This window comes from Brumimicrobium sp., from assembly GCA_023957385.1.
Lineage (GTDB): Bacteria > Bacteroidota > Bacteroidia > Flavobacteriales_D > Crocinitomicaceae > Brumimicrobium.
On sequence record JAMLGZ010000001.1, the window covers coordinates 2,579,130 to 2,598,379 of the forward strand.

General features: G+C 34.0%; 19 protein-coding genes. 8 read left to right on the forward strand and 11 right to left on the reverse strand.

The features are described 5' to 3' along the window. Positions 1-38: 38 nt before the first annotated feature. The 5 genes from yidD to M9897_11255 all read right to left on the reverse strand — a co-directional run bounded on the left by yidD (position 39) and on the right by M9897_11255 (position 3,441). The gene (gene yidD / locus M9897_11235) at positions 39-281 is read right to left on the reverse strand and encodes a membrane protein insertion efficiency factor YidD (GenBank protein ID MCO5269451.1); all 243 of its coding nucleotides are present in this window, start codon (positions 279-281) and stop codon (positions 39-41) included. Between the two features lie 27 nt (positions 282-308). Then, positions 309-998 (reverse strand): glycerophosphodiester phosphodiesterase, encoded by a 690-nt coding sequence (locus M9897_11240; GenBank protein ID MCO5269452.1) that lies wholly within the window; start codon positions 996-998, stop codon positions 309-311. A gap of 119 nt (positions 999-1,117) precedes the next feature. Further along, complete coding sequence (locus M9897_11245; protein MCO5269453.1) at positions 1,118-1,588, reverse strand: hypothetical protein; 471 nt, start codon at positions 1,586-1,588, stop codon at positions 1,118-1,120. A 104-nt stretch (positions 1,589-1,692) separates the two neighbouring features. Then, positions 1,693-2,085, reverse strand: coding sequence for a hypothetical protein (locus M9897_11250; GenBank protein MCO5269454.1), 393 nt, complete (start codon positions 2,083-2,085; stop codon positions 1,693-1,695). 24 nt (positions 2,086-2,109) lie between these two features. Further along, positions 2,110-3,441: a PKD domain-containing protein gene (locus tag M9897_11255; GenBank protein MCO5269455.1), complete on the reverse strand. Its 1,332-nt coding sequence runs from the start codon at positions 3,439-3,441 to the stop codon at positions 2,110-2,112. 213 nt (positions 3,442-3,654) lie between these two features. On the opposite strand from M9897_11255, the gene clpB reads away from it, so the two are divergent. The 6 genes from clpB (at position 3,655) to M9897_11285 (ending at position 9,413) form a co-directional block, all read left to right on the forward strand. Next, positions 3,655-6,279 carry an ATP-dependent chaperone ClpB gene (gene clpB, locus M9897_11260; GenBank protein MCO5269456.1) on the forward strand — a complete coding sequence of 875 codons (2,625 nt, stop codon included), beginning with the start codon at positions 3,655-3,657 and terminating at the stop codon, positions 6,277-6,279. A gap of 109 nt (positions 6,280-6,388) precedes the next feature. Then, positions 6,389-7,291 (forward strand): histone deacetylase, encoded by a 903-nt coding sequence (locus tag M9897_11265; protein MCO5269457.1) that lies wholly within the window; start codon positions 6,389-6,391, stop codon positions 7,289-7,291. 109 nt (positions 7,292-7,400) lie between these two features. Then, the gene (locus tag M9897_11270) at positions 7,401-7,658 is read left to right on the forward strand and encodes a type B 50S ribosomal protein L31 (protein MCO5269458.1); all 258 of its coding nucleotides are present in this window, start codon (positions 7,401-7,403) and stop codon (positions 7,656-7,658) included. Between the two features lie 150 nt (positions 7,659-7,808). Further along, entirely contained in the window at positions 7,809-8,300 is a 492-nt protein-coding gene (tpx, locus tag M9897_11275; GenBank protein ID MCO5269459.1) for a thiol peroxidase, read from the forward strand. Positions 8,301-8,338: 38 nt separating this feature from the next. Beyond that, positions 8,339-8,926 carry a hypothetical protein gene (locus M9897_11280; protein MCO5269460.1) on the forward strand — a complete coding sequence of 196 codons (588 nt, stop codon included), beginning with the start codon at positions 8,339-8,341 and terminating at the stop codon, positions 8,924-8,926. A 10-nt stretch (positions 8,927-8,936) separates the two neighbouring features. Next, positions 8,937-9,413 (forward strand): hemerythrin domain-containing protein, encoded by a 477-nt coding sequence (locus M9897_11285; GenBank protein ID MCO5269461.1) that lies wholly within the window; start codon positions 8,937-8,939, stop codon positions 9,411-9,413. Positions 9,414-9,417: 4 nt separating this feature from the next. Here the strand turns inward: M9897_11285 and M9897_11290 are convergent, their stop codons facing one another. From M9897_11290 to M9897_11300, 3 genes are all read right to left on the reverse strand, one after another. Then, complete coding sequence (locus M9897_11290; GenBank protein MCO5269462.1) at positions 9,418-10,803, reverse strand: FAD-binding protein; 1,386 nt, start codon at positions 10,801-10,803, stop codon at positions 9,418-9,420. A 68-nt stretch (positions 10,804-10,871) separates the two neighbouring features. Beyond that, positions 10,872-12,926, reverse strand: coding sequence for an OmpA family protein (locus tag M9897_11295; GenBank protein ID MCO5269463.1), 2,055 nt, complete (start codon positions 12,924-12,926; stop codon positions 10,872-10,874). A 36-nt stretch (positions 12,927-12,962) separates the two neighbouring features. After that, a complete protein-coding gene (locus M9897_11300) occupies positions 12,963-14,054 on the reverse strand; it encodes a tetratricopeptide repeat protein (protein MCO5269464.1) in 1,092 nt (363 codons plus the stop codon). Positions 14,055-14,210: 156 nt separating this feature from the next. On the opposite strand from M9897_11300, the gene M9897_11305 reads away from it, so the two are divergent. Next, on the forward strand, positions 14,211-15,431 hold the full coding sequence (locus M9897_11305; GenBank protein ID MCO5269465.1) for an S-adenosylmethionine:tRNA ribosyltransferase-isomerase: 1,221 nt from the start codon (positions 14,211-14,213) through the stop codon (positions 15,429-15,431). Between the two features lie 14 nt (positions 15,432-15,445). Here the strand turns inward: M9897_11305 and fabG are convergent, their stop codons facing one another. Then, positions 15,446-16,192 carry a 3-oxoacyl-[acyl-carrier-protein] reductase gene (fabG, locus tag M9897_11310; protein MCO5269466.1) on the reverse strand — a complete coding sequence of 249 codons (747 nt, stop codon included), beginning with the start codon at positions 16,190-16,192 and terminating at the stop codon, positions 15,446-15,448. A gap of 49 nt (positions 16,193-16,241) precedes the next feature. Then, positions 16,242-17,282 (reverse strand): acyl-CoA reductase, encoded by a 1,041-nt coding sequence (locus M9897_11315; protein MCO5269467.1) that lies wholly within the window; start codon positions 17,280-17,282, stop codon positions 16,242-16,244. Between the two features lie 97 nt (positions 17,283-17,379). Between M9897_11315 and M9897_11320 the strand changes: the two genes are divergently transcribed. Continuing rightward, positions 17,380-17,733, forward strand: coding sequence for a 4Fe-4S dicluster domain-containing protein (locus tag M9897_11320; protein MCO5269468.1), 354 nt, complete (start codon positions 17,380-17,382; stop codon positions 17,731-17,733). A 182-nt stretch (positions 17,734-17,915) separates the two neighbouring features. On the opposite strand, the gene M9897_11325 is transcribed toward M9897_11320, so the two are convergent. Next, positions 17,916-19,154, reverse strand: coding sequence for an IS4 family transposase (locus tag M9897_11325; GenBank protein ID MCO5269469.1), 1,239 nt, complete (start codon positions 19,152-19,154; stop codon positions 17,916-17,918). Positions 19,155-19,250 lie beyond the last annotated feature (96 nt).

A 19,250-nucleotide genomic window follows, 5' to 3' on the forward strand; every position in this document is an offset into this window, starting at 1 on the left:
AGAGGCTGCTCAAATTTAGTTTAGAGACAGCCTCTTTTTTATTTCTTCTCTTTCTTCTTAGGAACAGGATCATAACCCGATCCTCCCCAAGGGTGACAAGAACTGATTCGTTTAATGGCTAACCAACTCCCCTTTATTATCCCCCATTCTTTAAGCGCATCTATTGCATAGTGAGAACAAGTGGGATTATATCTACAATTTGCAGGGAGCAAAGGACTAATTACCCATTGATATAACTTTATCAATATTAAAAAGGGAACTATTAAAATCTTTCGAAGGATTTTCATAAAACAAAAGTAATAAGTAAATTATTCTTTTCCTATGAGTAGAAGCAGCTTATCAGTAGTTATAAAATCAATTCCCATTGCTGATAACTTCTGTGCAATTTCTAGATCATTCACTGTCCATGCATTTGTAATCAACTGATGCTTTTTTGCCTCAAGTAATAATTCAGGAGCATTCATATAATCAACGTACTCAACATCCAACCCGTTTATTCCTTCCTGTAATAGAACATCAACCGTAGCATCTGAACCTAAATATAAACATGGTAAAACAGTATGTTTTTGCAATTCTTTTAAAATAAGTAAATCGAAACTTATAAAATAGATATTAGTGAGTCTATCCCCTATAGTTTGAATCACTTTCTGAACAAATTTTACTTTTTGTTTATCATTTAACCCAGATGGCTTTAGTTCTATCCATAGAGATTTCTCTCCTTCCCAATATTTCATTATCTTCTTAAAAGACAATACAGATTCCTTAGTCAACACCTGTAAACCTTTTAATTGCAGATAATGCTTCTGATAAATCATACGCCCTCGATATTCATCATCATGATGGACGATTATTTTTCCATCCTTAGTATATTGCAAATCAAATTCTATTCCTCCAATAGGTAACTCCTGAGCCTTCAAGAATGCTTGAATAGAATTCTGAGGAAGATTAAAATCCTTCCATGCACCTCGATGTGCTACAATCTTCTCTGGCTCTATCATAGAATAAAGGTAAGGACTTTGTCAATACAAAGTCAAAATCATGTTACTTTTTAAAAAGTTAGGACAAAAAAATAAGTGGCTATCAAGAGATAACCACTTATTCCAGTAAGTTAATCGTTTTATTTAATAAACTCTTTATATATGTTTATCCATTTATTTCCAAGCATTAACTCTCCACTAATTCTTCCTCCATCACGCTCATCAAATAGAATAAAACTTTGTGTATCCAATTTTTTATCTCTAGGATAAAAGCAAATTTCAAGCAAACTAGTTGACAGTTCTTCACCTGTTTTAGAGTTATCTCTAATCACATTACAAGAAGAAAAATCCCTCAGCTTAACATGCGATGTTTTCACTTCATTTCCTTGCTTTAATCCCCAAAAGGCAATATGATTTCCCTCATCTATTCCCAAGATAAGGGTATTATCCACCTCCCATCTATCTAGACTAAATCCGTTATCAATTGCATGTTTCTTTAAATTATTAATTAACTCATTTTGTTTTCTTTTATTCTTAATATAAGCATAAACAAAAGGTGATATTAATGCTATCACTGATAGCACTGAAACTACCGTATTTCCAATATTCATTTTAATTATTTTAATCGATTATTTAATGATTTCTATAGTTTAGACCATAGAAAAATACCTTGATTAATGCAAAGCACAATCAAATCACATATAAATAATGAATTTTACCAGAAATAATGAAATGGAAAAATAATATCCTGTATAGGTAGGGAAAGCTCTATTATTTGAGATTCCCTAACATAATTAGTCAGTAATTGATGAAATATCTGTCCAAGGAAAACGGAAACTGTAGCCGCATTATCAAGATCCTTCTCAGTTTTTGGAAGCATTTGTGAGATGGAAACATTTTCATGACTAGTGTTTATTGTTTGTGGAAAAATTAATTTAGAAATCTCTCCTAAATATATTTGCTGAGAATGATGTTGTTGTACAAATTCATTGGAAACCTGTACTCCAGACGTCCCCATAATAGAGACTCCATAAAAAAAAATTGAAATGACTATAACTGTTAGTTTAGTCATTTCAATTCTTCTAATTTTTCTTTGCTTATCTTCCATTACCAATCAATGAAAAGGAAAGTATTATTTAACAAGTATCAGCTTCTTAGTCACAAGTCCTTTATCAGTATATATCTTCACGAAATATGTACCGTTAGACAATGAGGAAGCATTCATATGATAAGTGTTTTCGCTGAAACTAGTTTTCAATTGAATAATATTTCCTAATATATCCATAAAGACAACTCTTTCAGCAACTACATTTAATCCTAAAGTTATCTTAAAATCAGATTTAACTGGATTTGGATATACTTGGATTAAGTTCTCTAACGCTTGTGTACTTAAGCCAGCTTCAACTGTATTTACAGACTTAGAAAGCACTTTATTTCCACAATTATTTTCTAAGATACAAAGAACGTTGTAAGTACCATTATTAGCATAAGTATGAGTAACTGTTGCTCCCGTACCATTTGTCCCATCTCCAAAATTCCAGGAGTAAGTACCTACATCAGTTGCCCCATTTACTGAAAACTCATACTCCAAATTACCTAGAGAATTTACATTTATATCAACCGCATTTGGAACATTCTGTACACTAACATTAATTGAGCCATCAGTCTCACAAGCACCACCTGTAACATGAACGGTATAAAGACCTGGTGTTGTTACACTAATCGTAGAGGTTGTTGCTCCAGTACTCCATAAATAAGAAGTTGAACCAGGAATAGCTGCATTTAAAATAATGGCAGCATTTGAACAGATAACTGTATCTGCGCCTAAATTAACAATAAAATTATCACAATTTGTAGCCCCAGGCTCTGATATTGTAATTGTGTAATCATGTACCTCTCCTGATATACCTGTCATAGGATCTACTGCAAAGTCTGGACAAGAAACTACATTGTCCGAACCTGGAGGCATCCCCATAACACTAATTCCTAATCCAACAACAACTCGCATTCTATGATTACCTGTTGCAGCAGCAGCTGGGATAGAAATTGTAAAAGTAGTATTGCTGGTTTGAATAAAACCTGGAGTCTCTCCTACTTTATCCGCAACATCAAAAATGCCATCATCACCAAAATCAATCCATACCACTCCTACTACTCCTGCTTCATATATTGGAAAATCAGGGTCTGCTTCAGGTGCCTTATCCGTAGAGACAGTCACAGTATAATTCGCACCTTGATACAATTGAATTGGCGCTAAACTCGTCCTATCATCATAACCTCCACTAAAACATCCCGTATTCTGATCGTCTATCTGAGTTCCATTTTCACCAACTAAAGTAAAGGTATTTATGTCAGATCCATCTGAACAACCATCAAAATAACTAGGTACACAATAGGTCTGCGCATTTAAATAACTAAATGAAACAAAAATTCCTGTTAAAATTAAAAGTAAATTAAATTTCATATTATTATTAAACATATATGTTAAATACAAATATAAATAAAATAATTCTAGTCACACTCTCGGATATACAAATAAAACTAAGAATACAAAACACCAATTTTATGTCATAATGTCGTGTATTTTAATTAGGCTAAGTCAATTTGTCGTGAAAAATGATGTTTTTTGATTTGGTTAAAAAATTGATTTACGGAGAACAGTAAAATTTAAAAAGAAATGGATACAAATCAATGGACAACAAAGACACAAATGGCAGTAATGGAAGCCCAGAAAATTGCCACCGAAAATAGTCAACAGGCTATCGAAACGGGACACGTGTTGCGTGGAATGATAACCGTTGATGATAGCGTTATACCTTTTATTTTCCAAGAGGTTAAAAAGGATTTAAACACATTTACCAAAACGTTAAATGCTATTATTCAATCTTATCCAAAAGTACAAGGCGGAAGTCAACTTTATCTGAGCAACACCCTTCAAAAGGTACTAAACAATGGAATGAATGAAATGCGTAATTTTAAAGATGAATTCCTTTCGTTAGAAATTCTTCTTTATGCTTTACTCGATGGAAATGATAGTATTTCCAAATTACTAAACGACAATGGAATAACAAAAGACACACTAAAAAAAGCAATTATGAATTTAAGAGATGGAGAAACAGTTAATTCTCAAGGCAAAGATGGTACATACAAATCCCTTGATAAATTTGCTAATAATTTAAATGAATTAGCAAAAACAGGGAAATTAGACCCAATCATAGGGCGAGATGAAGAAATTCGACGAGTGCTACAGATACTAACTCGTAGAACTAAGAATAATCCTATTATGATAGGTGAACCCGGAGTTGGTAAAACTGCAATTGCTGAAGGAATTGCACAACGTATTGTTTCACAAGACGTACCAGAAAATCTAAAAAGCAAGGTGGTTTATGCACTCGATATGGGAGCCTTAGTTGCTGGTGCAAAATACAAAGGAGAATTCGAAGAACGCTTAAAAGCCGTAATCAACGAGGTTATTAAATCGGATGGAGAGATTATCCTTTTCATAGATGAGATTCATACACTTGTTGGTGCCGGAGGCGGTGGTGAAGGTGCTATGGATGCAGCCAATATTTTAAAACCAGCCTTAGCAAGAGGCGAGTTGAGAGCGGTTGGAGCTACAACCCTCGATGAATATCAAAAGTATTTTGAAAAGGACAAAGCCTTGGTACGTCGTTTCCAAACAGTGTTAATTGATGAGCCCTCTCCTGAAGATGCGATTTCAATTCTGAGAGGTATCAAAGAGAAATACGAAAATCATCACAAGGTATTGATTAAAGATGATGCAATAATTACAGCAGTGGAACTCTCTCAGCGTTATATTACAGACAGACAATTACCAGACAAAGCAATTGACTTAATTGATGAAGCAGCATCCAAACTGAGAATGGAAATTAATTCAAAACCAGAAGAACTGGATGAAATTGAACGTAAAATCATGCAACTTGAGATTGAGCGAGAAGCAATTAAACGTGAAAATGATGAGCAAAAATTGGCTGACTTGAAAGCTGAATTAGCAAATCTTACCGAAAAGAGGGATGAACTAATGGCTAAATGGAAAGCTGAAAAAGATGTATTAGATCAAATTCAAATCTCAAAAGAAGAAATTGAAATTATTAAGTTACAAGCTGAACAAGCTGAACGTGAAGGTAACTATGAAAAAGTTGCTGAATTACGTTATGGAAAAATCAAGGAATTAGAAGATAAGGTGGAGCAAGGAAAAGGAAAATTGGCCGAACTACAATCAGCTGGTAAAATGATTAAAGAAGAAGTTGATGCCGAAGAAGTTGCTGACGTGGTTTCAAAATGGACTGGAATCCCTGTTTCTAAAATGCTGGAAAGTGAACGCGCAAAACTCCTTCGTTTAGAAGATGAATTACGTCACCGTGTTGTTGGACAAGAGGAAGCCATTGAAGCTGTTTCAGATGCCGTACGTAGGAATCGTGCAGGATTACAGAATCCAAGTCGTCCGATTGGCTCTTTCTTATTCATGGGTACAACTGGTGTCGGTAAAACTGAACTTGCAAAAGCTTTAGCTGAATATTTATTTAACGACGAAAATGCCATGACTCGTATTGATATGAGCGAATATCAAGAAAAGCATAGTGTTAGTCGATTAATCGGAGCGCCTCCGGGATACGTTGGATATGATGAAGGTGGTCAGTTGACAGAAGCTGTTAGACGACGCCCCTACTCTATCATTTTACTAGATGAGATTGAAAAGGCACATCACGACGTTTTTAATATCTTATTACAGGTTTTAGACGACGGAAGACTTACTGATAACAAAGGGCGAGTGGTTAACTTTAAAAACACGTTGATAATTATGACCACCAATATGGGAGCAGACATTATACAAAGTAATTTTGAGGGAGCAAAACCCAAAGATCTCCAACTTATTGAAGAAAAAACAAAAAAGGAATTACTGGAGTTTCTCAAACAACAAATCCGCCCAGAATTTTTGAATAGAATCGATGAACAGATATTATTCACGCCTTTGACAGAAACAGATATCCGCCAAATTGTTGAAATACAATTAACTGGATTAAAGAAACAACTCAAAGAAAATAATATCTCCTTAGTTATAAAAGATGATGTTGTAAAATGGATTTCTGAAGTAGGTTTTGACCCTCACTTTGGTGCACGACCAGTAAAACGAGTCATTCAAAAAAACATCTTAAATGAATTGTCGAAAGAGCTGCTTGCACAAACTATTGATATTAATCAAAATGTGGTGGTAGATTTATTCGATGGAAAAGTGGTGTTTAGAAAACCAATTAATGAAGAAGAGGAACATTTGGTGTAAATAAAAAAACAAAGTAATAATTAGAGGAAAGCATAAAACAAATTAGCTTTCCTCTTTTTTGTTGTTACCAATTGGAATAAGTAATATTGGATTTTGATTTAATTTTCAAATGCTAAAGATAGCTTTCCATAATGCGTTTATTCAACCTTTACCAGAAGGACACCGTTTTCCTATGATAAAATATGAGTTACTACCACAACAATTATTATTGGAAGGAACGATTGAACAGGACAACCTATTTCAACCAGGTTTGATCGCTAAGAAAGATGTTTTAGCTGTGCATCAAGAGCAATACTTTGACAACTTATTACAGCTCAAAATCACCCCTAAAGAACAACGTATTTCAGGCTTCCCTCACGATGAAAAACTAATAATCCGTGAACAATTAATCATGGAAGGAACACGCAAATGTGCTGAATACGCCTTACAATACGGTATTTCCATGAATATTGCAGGTGGCACTCATCACGCTTACACGGACCACGGCGAGGGATTTTGCTTATTGAATGATCAAGCTATTGCTATTCAATGGCTACTAAATCAACAATTAGCAAAAAATGTTCTAGTCATAGATTTAGATGTTCATCAAGGAAATGGAACTGCAGAGATTTTTCAAAATACGCCAGAAGTATTTACCTTTAGCATGCATGGAAAAAACAACTATCCACTCAAAAAAGAAGTTTCTGATTTAGACATCCCATTAGTTGATGGCATTAAAGACAAAGATTATCTTTACACATTAGAAAAATCGTTAGATCAAATTCTAACTCATTTTTCACCTGATTTTATATTCTTTCAATCAGGAGTAGATATTCTAGAGACTGATAAATTAGGTCGATTAGCCGTAACACAAGATGGTTGTAAACAAAGGGACCATATTGTATTGAATTTAGCTAAAGAATTAAACGTCCCAATCGTAGTCAGCATGGGAGGAGGATACTCCAAAGAGATCAAACACATCGTAGAGGCCCATGCAAATACTTACAGATTGGCACAAGAAATATACTTTTAGCAATTCATTGAATGAATTATTTAAAAAAACTTTTTCATTTGTAATTGTAAGAATGAAATTTAATTATTATATTTGCCGTCCGATTTAGAAAAAAGAAATTTATATTATAATGAAAAAAGATATACATCCAGAAAATTACCGTGTAGTTGTTTTTAAAGACATGACCAACGATTTTATGTTTTTATCACGTTCTTGTGCTGAATCTAACGAGACAGTGAAATGGGAAGACGGAAACGAGTATCCAATGGTAAAATTGGATATTTCTTACAAATCACATCCTTATTTTACAGGAGTTCAACAATTTGTTGATACAGCTGGTCGTATTGATAAATTCAAGAATAGATATGCAAAACATTTAAAAAAGTAATTGCTTTTTGATATAGTTATGACAAGGGAGAGTTTTTACTCTCCTTTTTTTTATTTCATTTGTCTTATTTAGAATTATTCTTAATTTTGTTAAACAAGTTAGTGTTTTATTGGTTTCTTAATAAAGAATGTATTATTAAAATTTAAAAAAATGAATATAAAATTTCACGGAGACGCCATCACAACAAATGGCAATTACCCAAAAAAAGGTGACAAATTACCAGAAATGAAATTGGTAAAATCAGATTTATCTGAAATTAACACAAACGATTTAAAAGGCAAAAAGATAGTTTTTAACACAATTCCTAGTGTGGACACAGGTGTATGCGCTATGCATTTAACCAAATTTGCTGAAAAATTAAAAGGAAGAGATGATGTAATGCTCGTATTTACTTCTATGGACTTACCTTTTGCACAATCTCGTTTTTGTTCAACTAAAGGAATTGACAACGCCATCACAACTTCTGATTTCAGATATCATGATGCTCAAAAACTTGGTTCTATCATGGAAAGCGGGCCTCTAAAAGGTTTACATGCACGTGGAGTTATCATTACAGATGAAAATCTAAATGTGATTTACTCTGAAATGGTGGATGAAGTTACGGACGAGCCAAATTATGATGAGGCTTTAAAATTCATTTAATTTGAAGGGGAATTTATTCCCCTTTTTTATATATCAATATGAAACACATCATATCCATTTTAATCATTATTACTGGAAGCTTTGCTTTTACGCAAGAAAAGGTTGTTATTTTAAATAAAGAGACTCAAATTAAAATGGCTCTGCAATTCCTCACCGATGAGGAACAAAACCATGCAAAAGTTTTGGGCTATAATGAGAAAAATGAACTTGTCGTTTTAAAAGATTCAGATGGCTATCTTACTTGCGTGGCTGATGATCCTCAAAAGAATGGAATAGAAGTTTCTTGTTACCACAAGGATTTAGATGATTATATGCAACGAGGAAGAGATCTTAGAAGCGCTGGAAAAAATGGAAAAGAAATAGCTGAGATTAGAACTAAAGAAGTTGAATCTGGAAAATTAAAATATCCTAAAGGAGAAAGTATCCTTTATGTTTTTACTGGTATTGACGATAATTTAGATAAAAACACAGGCATTTTAAAAGACGGTAAACTACGTTATGTGGTTTATACTCCTTATGCCACTCAGGAAACAACTGGACTTCCAACCAAACCTACAAAACCGGGAATGCCTTGGTTAATGGATGCGGGAACTTATCACGCACATATTATGATAACACCACAATAATTGTAGCAATATGGAAAATAAGACCAAACCAATTAAACGTCACGAATCTCTTAAGCCTTTTAGTCGTGAACACCACCATAGTTTATTATTAGGATGGAAAATTAGACGTGGATTTGGAAATGGAATTCCTGTTGAACGCATTAAGAAATATACAGACTGGTTTTTTGTTAATTTTATTGAGCCACACTTCAGAGGGGAAGAAAAGTATATGTTTCCTATCTTGGGAGAAGATCATGAATTAATTAAGAAAGCAATGAGTGAACACCGCCGTTTAACTCGTCTTTTTAACGACACTAAAGACATTGAAAAATCTCTCCATCACATTGAGGAGGAATTAGAAAGGCATGTACGCTTTGAAGAGCGCGAACTCTTTATGATCATTCAAAAACACGCAACTGAAGAACAATTAGCCAAAATTGATGAATTCCATAAAGAACTTATGTTTGAAGAAAACACAGAAGATGAATTCTGGGAGGAAGATAAATAATATCTTAATCAAATATTTTTCTCGGATTCATAATACCATTCGGATCAAAAATCTTTTTAATTCCTCTCATTAAATCAAGAGACACTGGAGAAAAAGGAATATCCATATATGATTTTTGCACCCATCCAATTCCGTGCTCTCCTGAAATTGTACCACCTAATTTAACAACTAAATGAAAGATCTCACGAATAGCTTTGGTTAATTCTCTATCCCATTGCTCATCTGTTAAGTCCCCCTTAATAATATTTACATGTAAATTCCCATCCCCCACATGTCCATAGCACACAGATTTAAAACCATATTTCAATCCAATACGTTTTACGCCTTCCAAAAGTTTAGGAAGTTCATATCTGGGAACAACGGTATCTTCTTCTTTGTATATTGAATTTGATTTTACTGCTTCAGCAACCTTTCTTCGTACCTCCCAAAGCTTATCCTTTTGTGCTTGTGAATCTGCAAAAAGGATTTCTCCTATTTCAAACTGCTCTAATACAGATCCAATTTGTTCACATTCTTTCATCAATTTATCTTCATCAAAGCCATCCACTTCTATCAATAGATGCGCTTCATGTAGTTCATCCACCTCCATCTGAATAGATGGTATTTTATCAAGTGTCCAAGCTATAGCATCTCGTTCCATAAATTCTAATCCACTTGGAGTAATTCCATTTTTCATAATTTCAACAACAGCTTGACAAGCATCTTTAGCATGGAAAAAAGGAACTAACATCAACATATCATGAGTAGGATGAGGAATTAGTCGCAATACAATTTTAGTAACAACAGCCAAAGTTCCTTCACTCCCCACTATCAATTGGGTCAAATTATATCCCGTAGCATTTTTGAGTGTATTAGCTCCTGTCCATATCACTTCTCCTGAAGGCAAAACTACTTCTAAATTCAACACATAATCAGCAGTAACACCATATTTTACAGCTTTGGGTCCACCACTATTTTCTGAGATATTACCCCCAATAAAACAACTCCCTTTAGAGGCAGGATCTGGTGGATAAAAGAGTCCTTTTGTCTTTACCGCCTCTTGTAATTCTTGCGTAATGACACCTGGTTGGGTAATTACTTGATGATTATTTTCATCAATCTCTAAAATCTTATTCATCCTTTCCAAACTCAAAGCCACTCCCCCATTTACAGGTAAAGCACCTCCACTCAAGCCCGTTCTGGCTCCTGATGGAGTTACAGGAATCTGATGAGTGTTACAATATTTTAGAATAGCAGCTACTTCAGCAGTTGTGCTAGGCTTTACTACAATATGAGGAGGAAAAGATAAGTCCTCAGTTTCATCATGGCTATACTTTTGAAGAGACTCTTCGTCAATAAAAGTAATCGCCTTAAACTTATTTAAGAAATATTCAATATGCTGACTTGTCATATTTTTTTTATCAAAATAAGCCCACGAAATAAATCGTAGGCTTTCTTTTTATTAATTAATGCTATTTATTAGTTACCTATAATTTCAAACTCTGTTCTACGGTTTTCTTGCTTACCTTGTGGAGTAGCATTGCTGGCTATTGGACGATTAGAACCATATCCTTTAGCTGTTAAACGATTTGCCGCAATCCCTTTTGTTTTTAAGTAATTCACTACTGCATCTGCTCTGTCTTGAGACAATTGATCATTAATACTTGCCGAGCCTGTATTATCCGTATGTCCTGAAATTTCTACTTTTAAACTTGGTACATCTTTCAATAACTTTACCAGACGGTCTAACTCTGCATTAGATTCCGGCCTTAAAGTAGATTTTCCCGTATCAAAAAAGATATTACGTAAAGCAATTTTACTTCCTATCTTAATATTCTTTAATCGAATAGTTTTATCTACCAAATTATAATCACTATTATCTGGAATATCAAAGTTCTCCGAGTGGAATAAATATCCATTTGCTTTCACCGCAATACCATAGTTTTTACCAGCTGTTAATGACAATAAAAATTTACCAGTTGCACTATTAGTCGTAAATTGTTCTATTATACTTCCCGTTTTATTATCAATGATATCAATTTGTGCTTCTACTGGCTTCTCTGTCATGTCATCGATAGTTTTTCCTTTAAACACTGTTAAGGATATTTTATTTACATCCACCACATCCTCAATTTTTGGATCCTTAATTGGTTTTGCAATAGATGCAAGCAAGTAATCTTCCATATCTAAAATAGGTTTTTTAGGTGCTCCCCAGAAAGTAACCTTATAGATATCAAACCCTCCTTTACCTCCAGGTCGATTAGATGAAATGTATGCAAACTTTCCATTGGCTGTAGCTGCAAAGAAGAAATCATCATAAGCTGTATTAATTGGATACCCCATATTCACTGGTTTTGTCCAGCTACCTTGTACCTTTTTAGAAATAAAAATATCATATCCCCCTAAAGATTCATGTCCTTGTGATGCTATATACATTGTTTTTCCATCGATATGGAGATAAACTGGTCCATCATTAAACAATGAACTTACCTCACCAACTAATACAGCGGTGCCATAATTCTTTTGCATTTTACTTTGCATTCCAGAAGTCATAATGCTTGTCCCTTTTTCATTTGTTCTATTCCCTCTAGCAAAGTAGATATTATATCCATCATGATTGTATGAACCATACATATCATCTGCTTTGGATGAACTAATCTGAATAGGCATAATTACTGGTGTGCCCCAATTAGCGCCTTTTAGCTCTGATTCATAGATATCTGTCTGACCTCCATTATCCTTATGTAGCAATAATCTAGTTCCATCGTATGATAAATTATTCACAATATCATCTAAAGAGGAATTCACAGAGCCCGGAAGTAGTTTAGCCTTCTCCCATTTTCCATCATCGTTGTAAGAAATATAAATATCATAATCATAATCTCCCACCTCATTCGGCTTATTACTGTTAGGTCTGTTGGAGCTAAATATAATTTCAGATGCATCTGTTACAATAGTTGGTGCTATTTCATCAAATTCAGAGTTAATTTCTTCTACATTATCTATCCAGCATCTTACAGGATCAGCCATCATTTTCTTTGCATAGTCACATTCTTTTTTGTGTTGTGAAGTAAATTTATTAAAGTTATCTGCCTTCTTATATCCATCTTCAAATTTCTTATATGCTTCTAATGCTTCACTAAATTTCCCTTGTAATTGCATGGCATATCCAAAGTAATAGCTCATAAATGGGTCACATGCTGGGTTTAACTGATTTGCTTTTTCAATATAGGGAATTCCTTTGTAAGGTGAAGTTGAATACAAATAGCAAACTCCAATTCTAAAGTTATTTTGCGCATTATCAGGGTTGAATTTTTGGGCAATTTCAAATTTCTGGAGTGCCTTCTTAAAGTTTAATCCTGGGTCTTTAACTTCAAAAATAGCTTGAGAACCTGCTGTAAAAAATGGTTCAGCTTCTTTAATAGCATCCACTGCGGTTTTAAAAGCAGCATCATCTCCATCTTTAAAATTCTTCTTCTTAAATTCAACATCTTGCCCAAAAGAAACAGCTCCTACAAGAAGGGCAATTATCATTATATATATGTTTATTATTTTCATAGTTGTTCAATATTAAAATCCACAATTTTGAGAAATATATTTTCCCGCTACTTCAGAACCTAGTTGCTGTGCTCTTTCCCAATCTTCACATGCACCTCCCATGTCACGCAACATTTCTTTAATCATTCCTCTATTCACTAGTGCTGAAGCATAATCTTTATCTAACTGTATGGCTTTATCTGCTGATTGCTTTGCGCCTTGATAGTCTTCCTTTTTGAACTTTACTGCTGCAATGTTTGCATAAGCTGGAGCATAATCACTCTTTATAGCAATACATTTTTCAAAATCAGACAGTGCTTCATCTAATTTCCCTCTTTCCATTTGTACAGCTCCTCTATTATTAAATGCTAGATGAAATTTGCTATCAATAGAAATTGCACGATTAAATGCATCCATAGCTCCATCATAATTTTTCATCTTGAATTTGGTGGTGCCAATATTATTCAAAACAAATGCTAAACTCGGATTTTTACGAGCTGCTTCTTCATAATCAGCAATAGCTTTAGAATACTCTCCTTTCATTCGATAACAGCTACCTCTATCATTAAACGCGTAGGCTAAATTTCCTTTTAAATCAATTGTAGAAGTAAAGGACTTAATTGCCCCATCGTAATCTTGTTGTAGAAACTGAAGTGTTCCATAATTATAATGAATTTCTGGATTCTTTGGATCTGCTTTCAAAGCTTGTTTATAATCTGCCTCTGCTTTGGAGAAATCCCCAACGCCTTGGTAAGCAATAGCTCTTTGTGGTAAAGCTCTTGTATAAGTTGGGTCCTTTTCCAATAATTGTGTAAAAGTTGTTACAGCAGCCGCATAAGAATAAGCCTCATTTTCTGCAACCCCTTTATTATAATAGGCTGCTTTAAAGTTGGGATCTAAACTGATTGATTTTTCAAATTCCTTAATTGCTTGAACATATTGTTTCTTTCGAAACAACTCAATTCCTCTGTTATAAGCTTCCTGACTCTCTGCAGTCGTCGCATTTTCCTGATTGACAGCTGCTATCGAATCCTGATAGGCTTTTTCTTTGTCGGTTAAATCTTGAGAAAAGAGGGCTCCTGTTATAAATAGGCCCAATCCCACAAGTAATAGTCTTCTCATCATAATTTTATAGTTTTGTTTTCTGGACTGACTAAAATAGAAATTTATTTTCTATTTGAAAATGAAAGTTATCCACAATTATGCCAAATGATGAACAGTTAAGAGGAAAAGAAGCTGTTTAGCATATCATCTAGGCAATTAAATTTATACCTTCGCAACATGCATCCGAAAGATTTAAAGATAGAAGATTTTACCTACGAGTTACCCGATGAAAACATCGCCTACAAGCCTGTCGAACCACGTGATAGTTCTAAACTATTGATTTATAAGAATCATAAAATTTCAGATGATATCTACCGAAATTTAAAGCAACATTTACCTCAAGATGCAGTACTTGTTTTTAATGACACACGTGTTATTAAATCCAGAATTAAATTCCAACGTCAGACTGGTGCTATAATTGAAATATTCTGTCTAGAACCAAATGAAGAGTTTGTTGATTATGCCGTTCACTTTCAAAAAACGGAAAAAGATCAATGGCGTTGCTTAGTGGGTAATATAGCAAAATGGAAAGAACCTTTTCTTGAAAAGACAATTTCCGTTCAAAATCAAGAGGTGCTGCTTACAGCAAAATTAATCGATAGACTACCCGATTCTAATGTTGTTGAATTTTCTTGGACTCCAAAAGAAATTTCAGTGGGTGAAATTATTGAAAATGCAGGACTTACTCCACTTCCACCTTATATCAAACGAGAAGCAAAGAAAGAAGATGAAAGTACATACCAAACAGTTTATTCTTCTCATGAAGGCTCCGTTGCAGCACCAACCGCTGGACTCCATTTTTCTCAAGAGATGCTACAAGGATTTAAAGAAAAACATATCCCTACTTTATTCACTACACTCCATGTGGGAGCAGGGACATTTAAACCTGTAAGTTCTGAAAAGATGGCGGATCATGTTATGCATAATGAATGGATGGATATTTCTATTGATTTCTTAAAACAACTTGAATCACAGCTAAATAAAACAATTATCAGTGTTGGAACTACTTCAACAAGAACTTTGGAAAGTATTTATTGGATGGGAAATAAAATCTGTAACAACCCTGATATTTCAATTGAAGAACTTTGTATTACACAATGGGAACCTTACGAAGATATAACTTTGCATTCTTCTGAAAGCGCAGTATCAACACTTATTCAATGGATGAAAGAGCGACACATGCAACACCTTATCATTGAAACAGGCATTATCATAGCTCCTAGTTATAAGTTTAAAATTATCAAAGGCTTGATTACTAATTTCCACCAGCCAAAATCTACGCTCTTACTCTTGGTCGCAGCATTAGTTGGTAAGAACTGGAAAGACATATATACCTATGCTTTGCAAAATAACTTTCGATTTCTCAGTTATGGAGACGGCAGTTTGCTTATGAGATAAACTTTGCCTTATAATTACATCAACATTCCTCCACACACGTGAAGTGTTTGTCCTGTAACGTAAGCCGACATGTCAGAAGCTAAATAAACAACCGCATTTGCAACATCTTCTGGAGTTCCTCCTCGTTTTAAAGGAATATTATTTCTCCATTCTTCTACAACTTTAGGATCTAATACAGCTGTCATCTCAGTTTCGATAAATCCAGGCGCAATCGCGTTACAACGAATATTTCGAGAGCCTAATTCTTGTGCTATTGATTTGGTAAATCCAATCATGCCCGCTTTAGAGGCTGCATAATTAGATTGTCCAGCATTTCCAGAAACACCCACAACCGATGACATATTAATGATAGAACCACTTCTAGCTTTCAACATAGGACGTTGAACGGCTTTGGTTAAGTTAAATACAGATTTTAAGTTGGTATTCATTACTTCATCCCACATCTCCTCAGTCATGCGCATCAATAAGTTATCACGCGTAATTCCTGCATTATTCACTAATACATCGATTGTTCCAAAAGAAGCAACCACATCATCAACCAATTTTTGAGCAGACTCAAAATTAGAAGCGTCAGATTTAAAACCTTTTACTTCTCCTCCATTTTTAGTCAATTCTTGAATTAAAGCATTGGCTTTCTCTTCGGAAGATAAATACGTAAAGGCTACCTTAGCACCTTCTTCTACACATTTCTGAGCGATAGCTTTACCAATTCCTCTGGAAGCTCCTGTAATTAAAACAACTTTATCTTTTAGTAAGCCCATTTTCTTAGATTCTATTTTTAACAAATATAGAAGAAATTTTTATCTACTTCTATAAATGAGTTAAGAATTCCATTGTATCTACATTATCTGCGTAATCACATAGTCCTGGTGACTGTGTTTGTCCAAAAGAAGTGTATCCGTGGCCTACTATAACTTGTATTTTCTGCTCATGTTCAGACAGATACACATCCACCTCTTCTTTTGATTCGTAAAAATGATAGTGAAGTACAGCAACTGGTGCAAATAAATCCTTTGTTTCTCGGGTTAATAAAAAACCATTTTCCAGTATGGGTTCTTGATTCATCAAGAAAATAGCACGATAATAATCATAATTATTACCGTATTTATTATGATTTATAACATCTCCATAATCTACAATAGCTCCAAAGAATTTATTTAGATCATATCCTTTTGGCAAAATCAAATGAGAAACATTGCGACAGCCTAATCCGAAATAAGCAAAAATATCTTTTCCTAATAATCGAAGTTCTTCTGTTGTTTCATTCCCTGATAGTACAGCTACGGAAGTTCTGTTTTTTCTAATAATTCGAGGTAAATGACCAAAATACTTTTCAAAATAGAGCGAAGTATTATCACTACCTGTAGCTATCACTGCTTCAATCCTATTTAATTTTTCAACTATTTCATAATGCTCCTCAATCTCTGGATAAATCGTTACCGCAATTTCTAATAAAAGTGGTAACAAAAATTTATCATCACGAGACAATTTAATCATTGCTCTATTTCCTGAAAAAATGGTAGAAAGTATATCATGAAAACCAACTAGTGGAATATTTCCAGCAAGAATAAGACCTACATCTTTAGGCTCTTTGACAAGGACATAAGTATTCACCCAAGCTCCCAAGTTATTCTTAGTCAGGATATTCCCAAAGTTTAAGAAACTTTCATTAACCGCTTCTTTCGTAAACCATTTATTATGAATCTCTGCTAACTCGATGTTTGCTAACATTTTATCATAAAAACGCTCTTGAACTATAGGATGAAAAAGAGCCTTATCACCTCCTGTACTCCATTTAGATAAGGAATCACCTACTACTAAGAAAGCTTCAATTATTTTATTTGTATCCATTGGACAATACTACATTTTATTCTATTATTCCACTATTTCCTTTTCAAAGGTTTTGTATATTTGCAAATGTAAGGAAGAAACATTAAAAAAAGGAGAAATGGCAATAGTGATTACTGACGAATGTATTAATTGTGGAGCTTGTGAACCAGAATGTCCAAATAATGCAATTTACGAAGGTGGCGCTCAATGGGCTTGGTCAGATGGCACTTCCTTAAAAGGGATGATTACAACACTCAATGGAATATCTACAGATGCTGATCAACGCAATGAAGCCATCGAAGAAGATATATATTACATTGTTCCTGATAAATGCACAGAATGTCAAGGTTTCCATGACGAGCCACAATGTGCTGCTGTTTGTCCTGTTGACTGTTGTGTAGATGATCCAAATTACCGAGAAACAGAGGAACAACTTCTAAAAAAGAAGGATTTCATGCATTTGGGAGAATAAAATTAGACAACCTATATTCATCAAATCTTCGATAACTTTCTAAAGTCTTATTTTTTTATTCATATTTGTATTTATAAATTATCACATTCATCCGAAAGTTTTTTAAAATTTGATACAAAACATCCTGTATCGTCCTATTTGTAATAGTCAATAATCATAATGTGAGAAAAAAAGTCAAACAGTTAAAACATTTGGAGTTGTACCGTTGTCCACAAATCATCTTCTGGAGGAGGTTTCTCTGCTTTTTGGACAATCGGTCGGATAGTATTTATAACATAATCTAAGGAAAGATAGAATGGCAGACAAATTCTTATTTTTTCTACAAAGTTTGAAAAAGCCGTTTTCCCTGACACCCCAACTCTTCGTAAAAGTTCAAGTAGTAAATAGGTAATTAATGCAATAAATATTTGTGATTTTACTGCATTTTCAGAAGTTCCTATAAAAGTTTTGACATTGAGATTTTGTTTTAAAAGCTTGAAGAAAGTTTCTATATCCCAACGCCTTCTGTATAGTTCTGCAATTGTTGAAGCTTTCCAAGAAAGATTATTAGTTATAATTTCTATCGTTGTATTTTTCTCTTCATGGTAGGCTACAACCTTTCTGAATTTCATTTGATTTATCCCAACTTCTTTTGCTTTTTGTCCTGTCAAATAAATAATCTCGTCTATTAAAATATGTTGATCCTCATTTTCTGGAAGATCTAATTCTTCAGCTACTTCATAAACAGTGTTTTCTTTTATTCTTGTAACAAAAACATTTTGGGACAACACCCTAGCTTTAATGATGTTAAAATCCCAATATCCTTTATCTTCAACAATAATCGTATCCTTTGGGAAAACAATTTCTTCAAATCCTTTTCTGTCATGAATAGATGCATTAGTGATATTCACAAGGTTAGGCATCATCATCGCCTCATCCCATTGCGTATGGATTTTAATTCCTCCTTTTGCTGTCCGAAACTTTGCCCAATCAAAAAGCCCTAGACACACGCTAACTGTACTGCTATCACGAAGAAGAATAGTTTGATTTTTAACTTCTTCTACTACTTTTCGATGAGTATGTCTTTTCAATAAATTACCGTAGTAGCTTAACAAACTCATATACAGACTCTCAAAGACTTTGTGGCTACGTTTTTTATTCCCATCACTCATCGTTGATTTTGCAGGACTTTGTTTTAAGTCTAAGTCCCGAATAAAGGTTTTCGACACACCAATACCAACAGAAATATCCTCTAAAGTACTACATCGAGACAGCTGTCCGAACAAATTTGCAACAAGTTGGTCATAAGTCTTGTATTTATGGCATCCCTTGTCAGAATTATGCTGTTGAATAACTCTTGCTAATAAATGTTGAGGAATTAAGTCAATAATTTGACGAATTACAGGCTTATTGTTATTTTTGTTCCTACGAAACAGTCCCATTTCATTTGAATTTTGTCGTGATTTTCAAATTTAAGAAGACTGTTTCGGTTTTTTAATTTTTAATATGATTTTCTGAAAAAGTTTCGGATAGTTATG

Bases quoted from the DNA above. Each gene is read 5' to 3' on its own strand.
- fabG (MCO5269466.1), bottom strand. From the start codon at position 16,192: ATGGGCTTACTAAAAGATAAAGTTGTTTTAATTACAGGAGCTTCCAGA.
- M9897_11325 (MCO5269469.1), bottom strand. From the start codon at position 19,154: ATGGGACTGTTTCGTAGGAACAAAAATAACAATAAGCCTGTAATTCGT.
- M9897_11255 (MCO5269455.1), bottom strand. From the start codon at position 3,441: ATGAAATTTAATTTACTTTTAATTTTAACAGGAATTTTTGTTTCATTT.
- M9897_11290 (MCO5269462.1), bottom strand. From the start codon at position 10,803: ATGACAAGTCAGCATATTGAATATTTCTTAAATAAGTTTAAGGCGATT.
- M9897_11300 (MCO5269464.1), bottom strand. From the start codon at position 14,054: ATGATGAGAAGACTATTACTTGTGGGATTGGGCCTATTTATAACAGGA.
- M9897_11315 (MCO5269467.1), bottom strand. From the start codon at position 17,282: ATGGATACAAATAAAATAATTGAAGCTTTCTTAGTAGTAGGTGATTCC.
- M9897_11280 (MCO5269460.1), top strand. From the start codon at position 8,339: ATGAAACACATCATATCCATTTTAATCATTATTACTGGAAGCTTTGCT.
- M9897_11270 (MCO5269458.1), top strand. From the start codon at position 7,401: ATGAAAAAAGATATACATCCAGAAAATTACCGTGTAGTTGTTTTTAAA.
- M9897_11285 (MCO5269461.1), top strand. From the start codon at position 8,937: ATGGAAAATAAGACCAAACCAATTAAACGTCACGAATCTCTTAAGCCT.
- tpx (MCO5269459.1), top strand. From the start codon at position 7,809: ATGAATATAAAATTTCACGGAGACGCCATCACAACAAATGGCAATTAC.
- M9897_11240 (MCO5269452.1), bottom strand. From the start codon at position 998: ATGATAGAGCCAGAGAAGATTGTAGCACATCGAGGTGCATGGAAGGAT.
- M9897_11305 (MCO5269465.1), top strand. From the start codon at position 14,211: ATGCATCCGAAAGATTTAAAGATAGAAGATTTTACCTACGAGTTACCC.
- M9897_11250 (MCO5269454.1), bottom strand. From the start codon at position 2,085: ATGGAAGATAAGCAAAGAAAAATTAGAAGAATTGAAATGACTAAACTA.
- M9897_11320 (MCO5269468.1), top strand. From the start codon at position 17,380: ATGGCAATAGTGATTACTGACGAATGTATTAATTGTGGAGCTTGTGAA.
- clpB (MCO5269456.1), top strand. From the start codon at position 3,655: ATGGATACAAATCAATGGACAACAAAGACACAAATGGCAGTAATGGAA.
- M9897_11265 (MCO5269457.1), top strand. From the start codon at position 6,389: ATGCTAAAGATAGCTTTCCATAATGCGTTTATTCAACCTTTACCAGAA.
- M9897_11245 (MCO5269453.1), bottom strand. From the start codon at position 1,588: ATGAATATTGGAAATACGGTAGTTTCAGTGCTATCAGTGATAGCATTA.
- M9897_11295 (MCO5269463.1), bottom strand. From the start codon at position 12,926: ATGATAATTGCCCTTCTTGTAGGAGCTGTTTCTTTTGGGCAAGATGTT.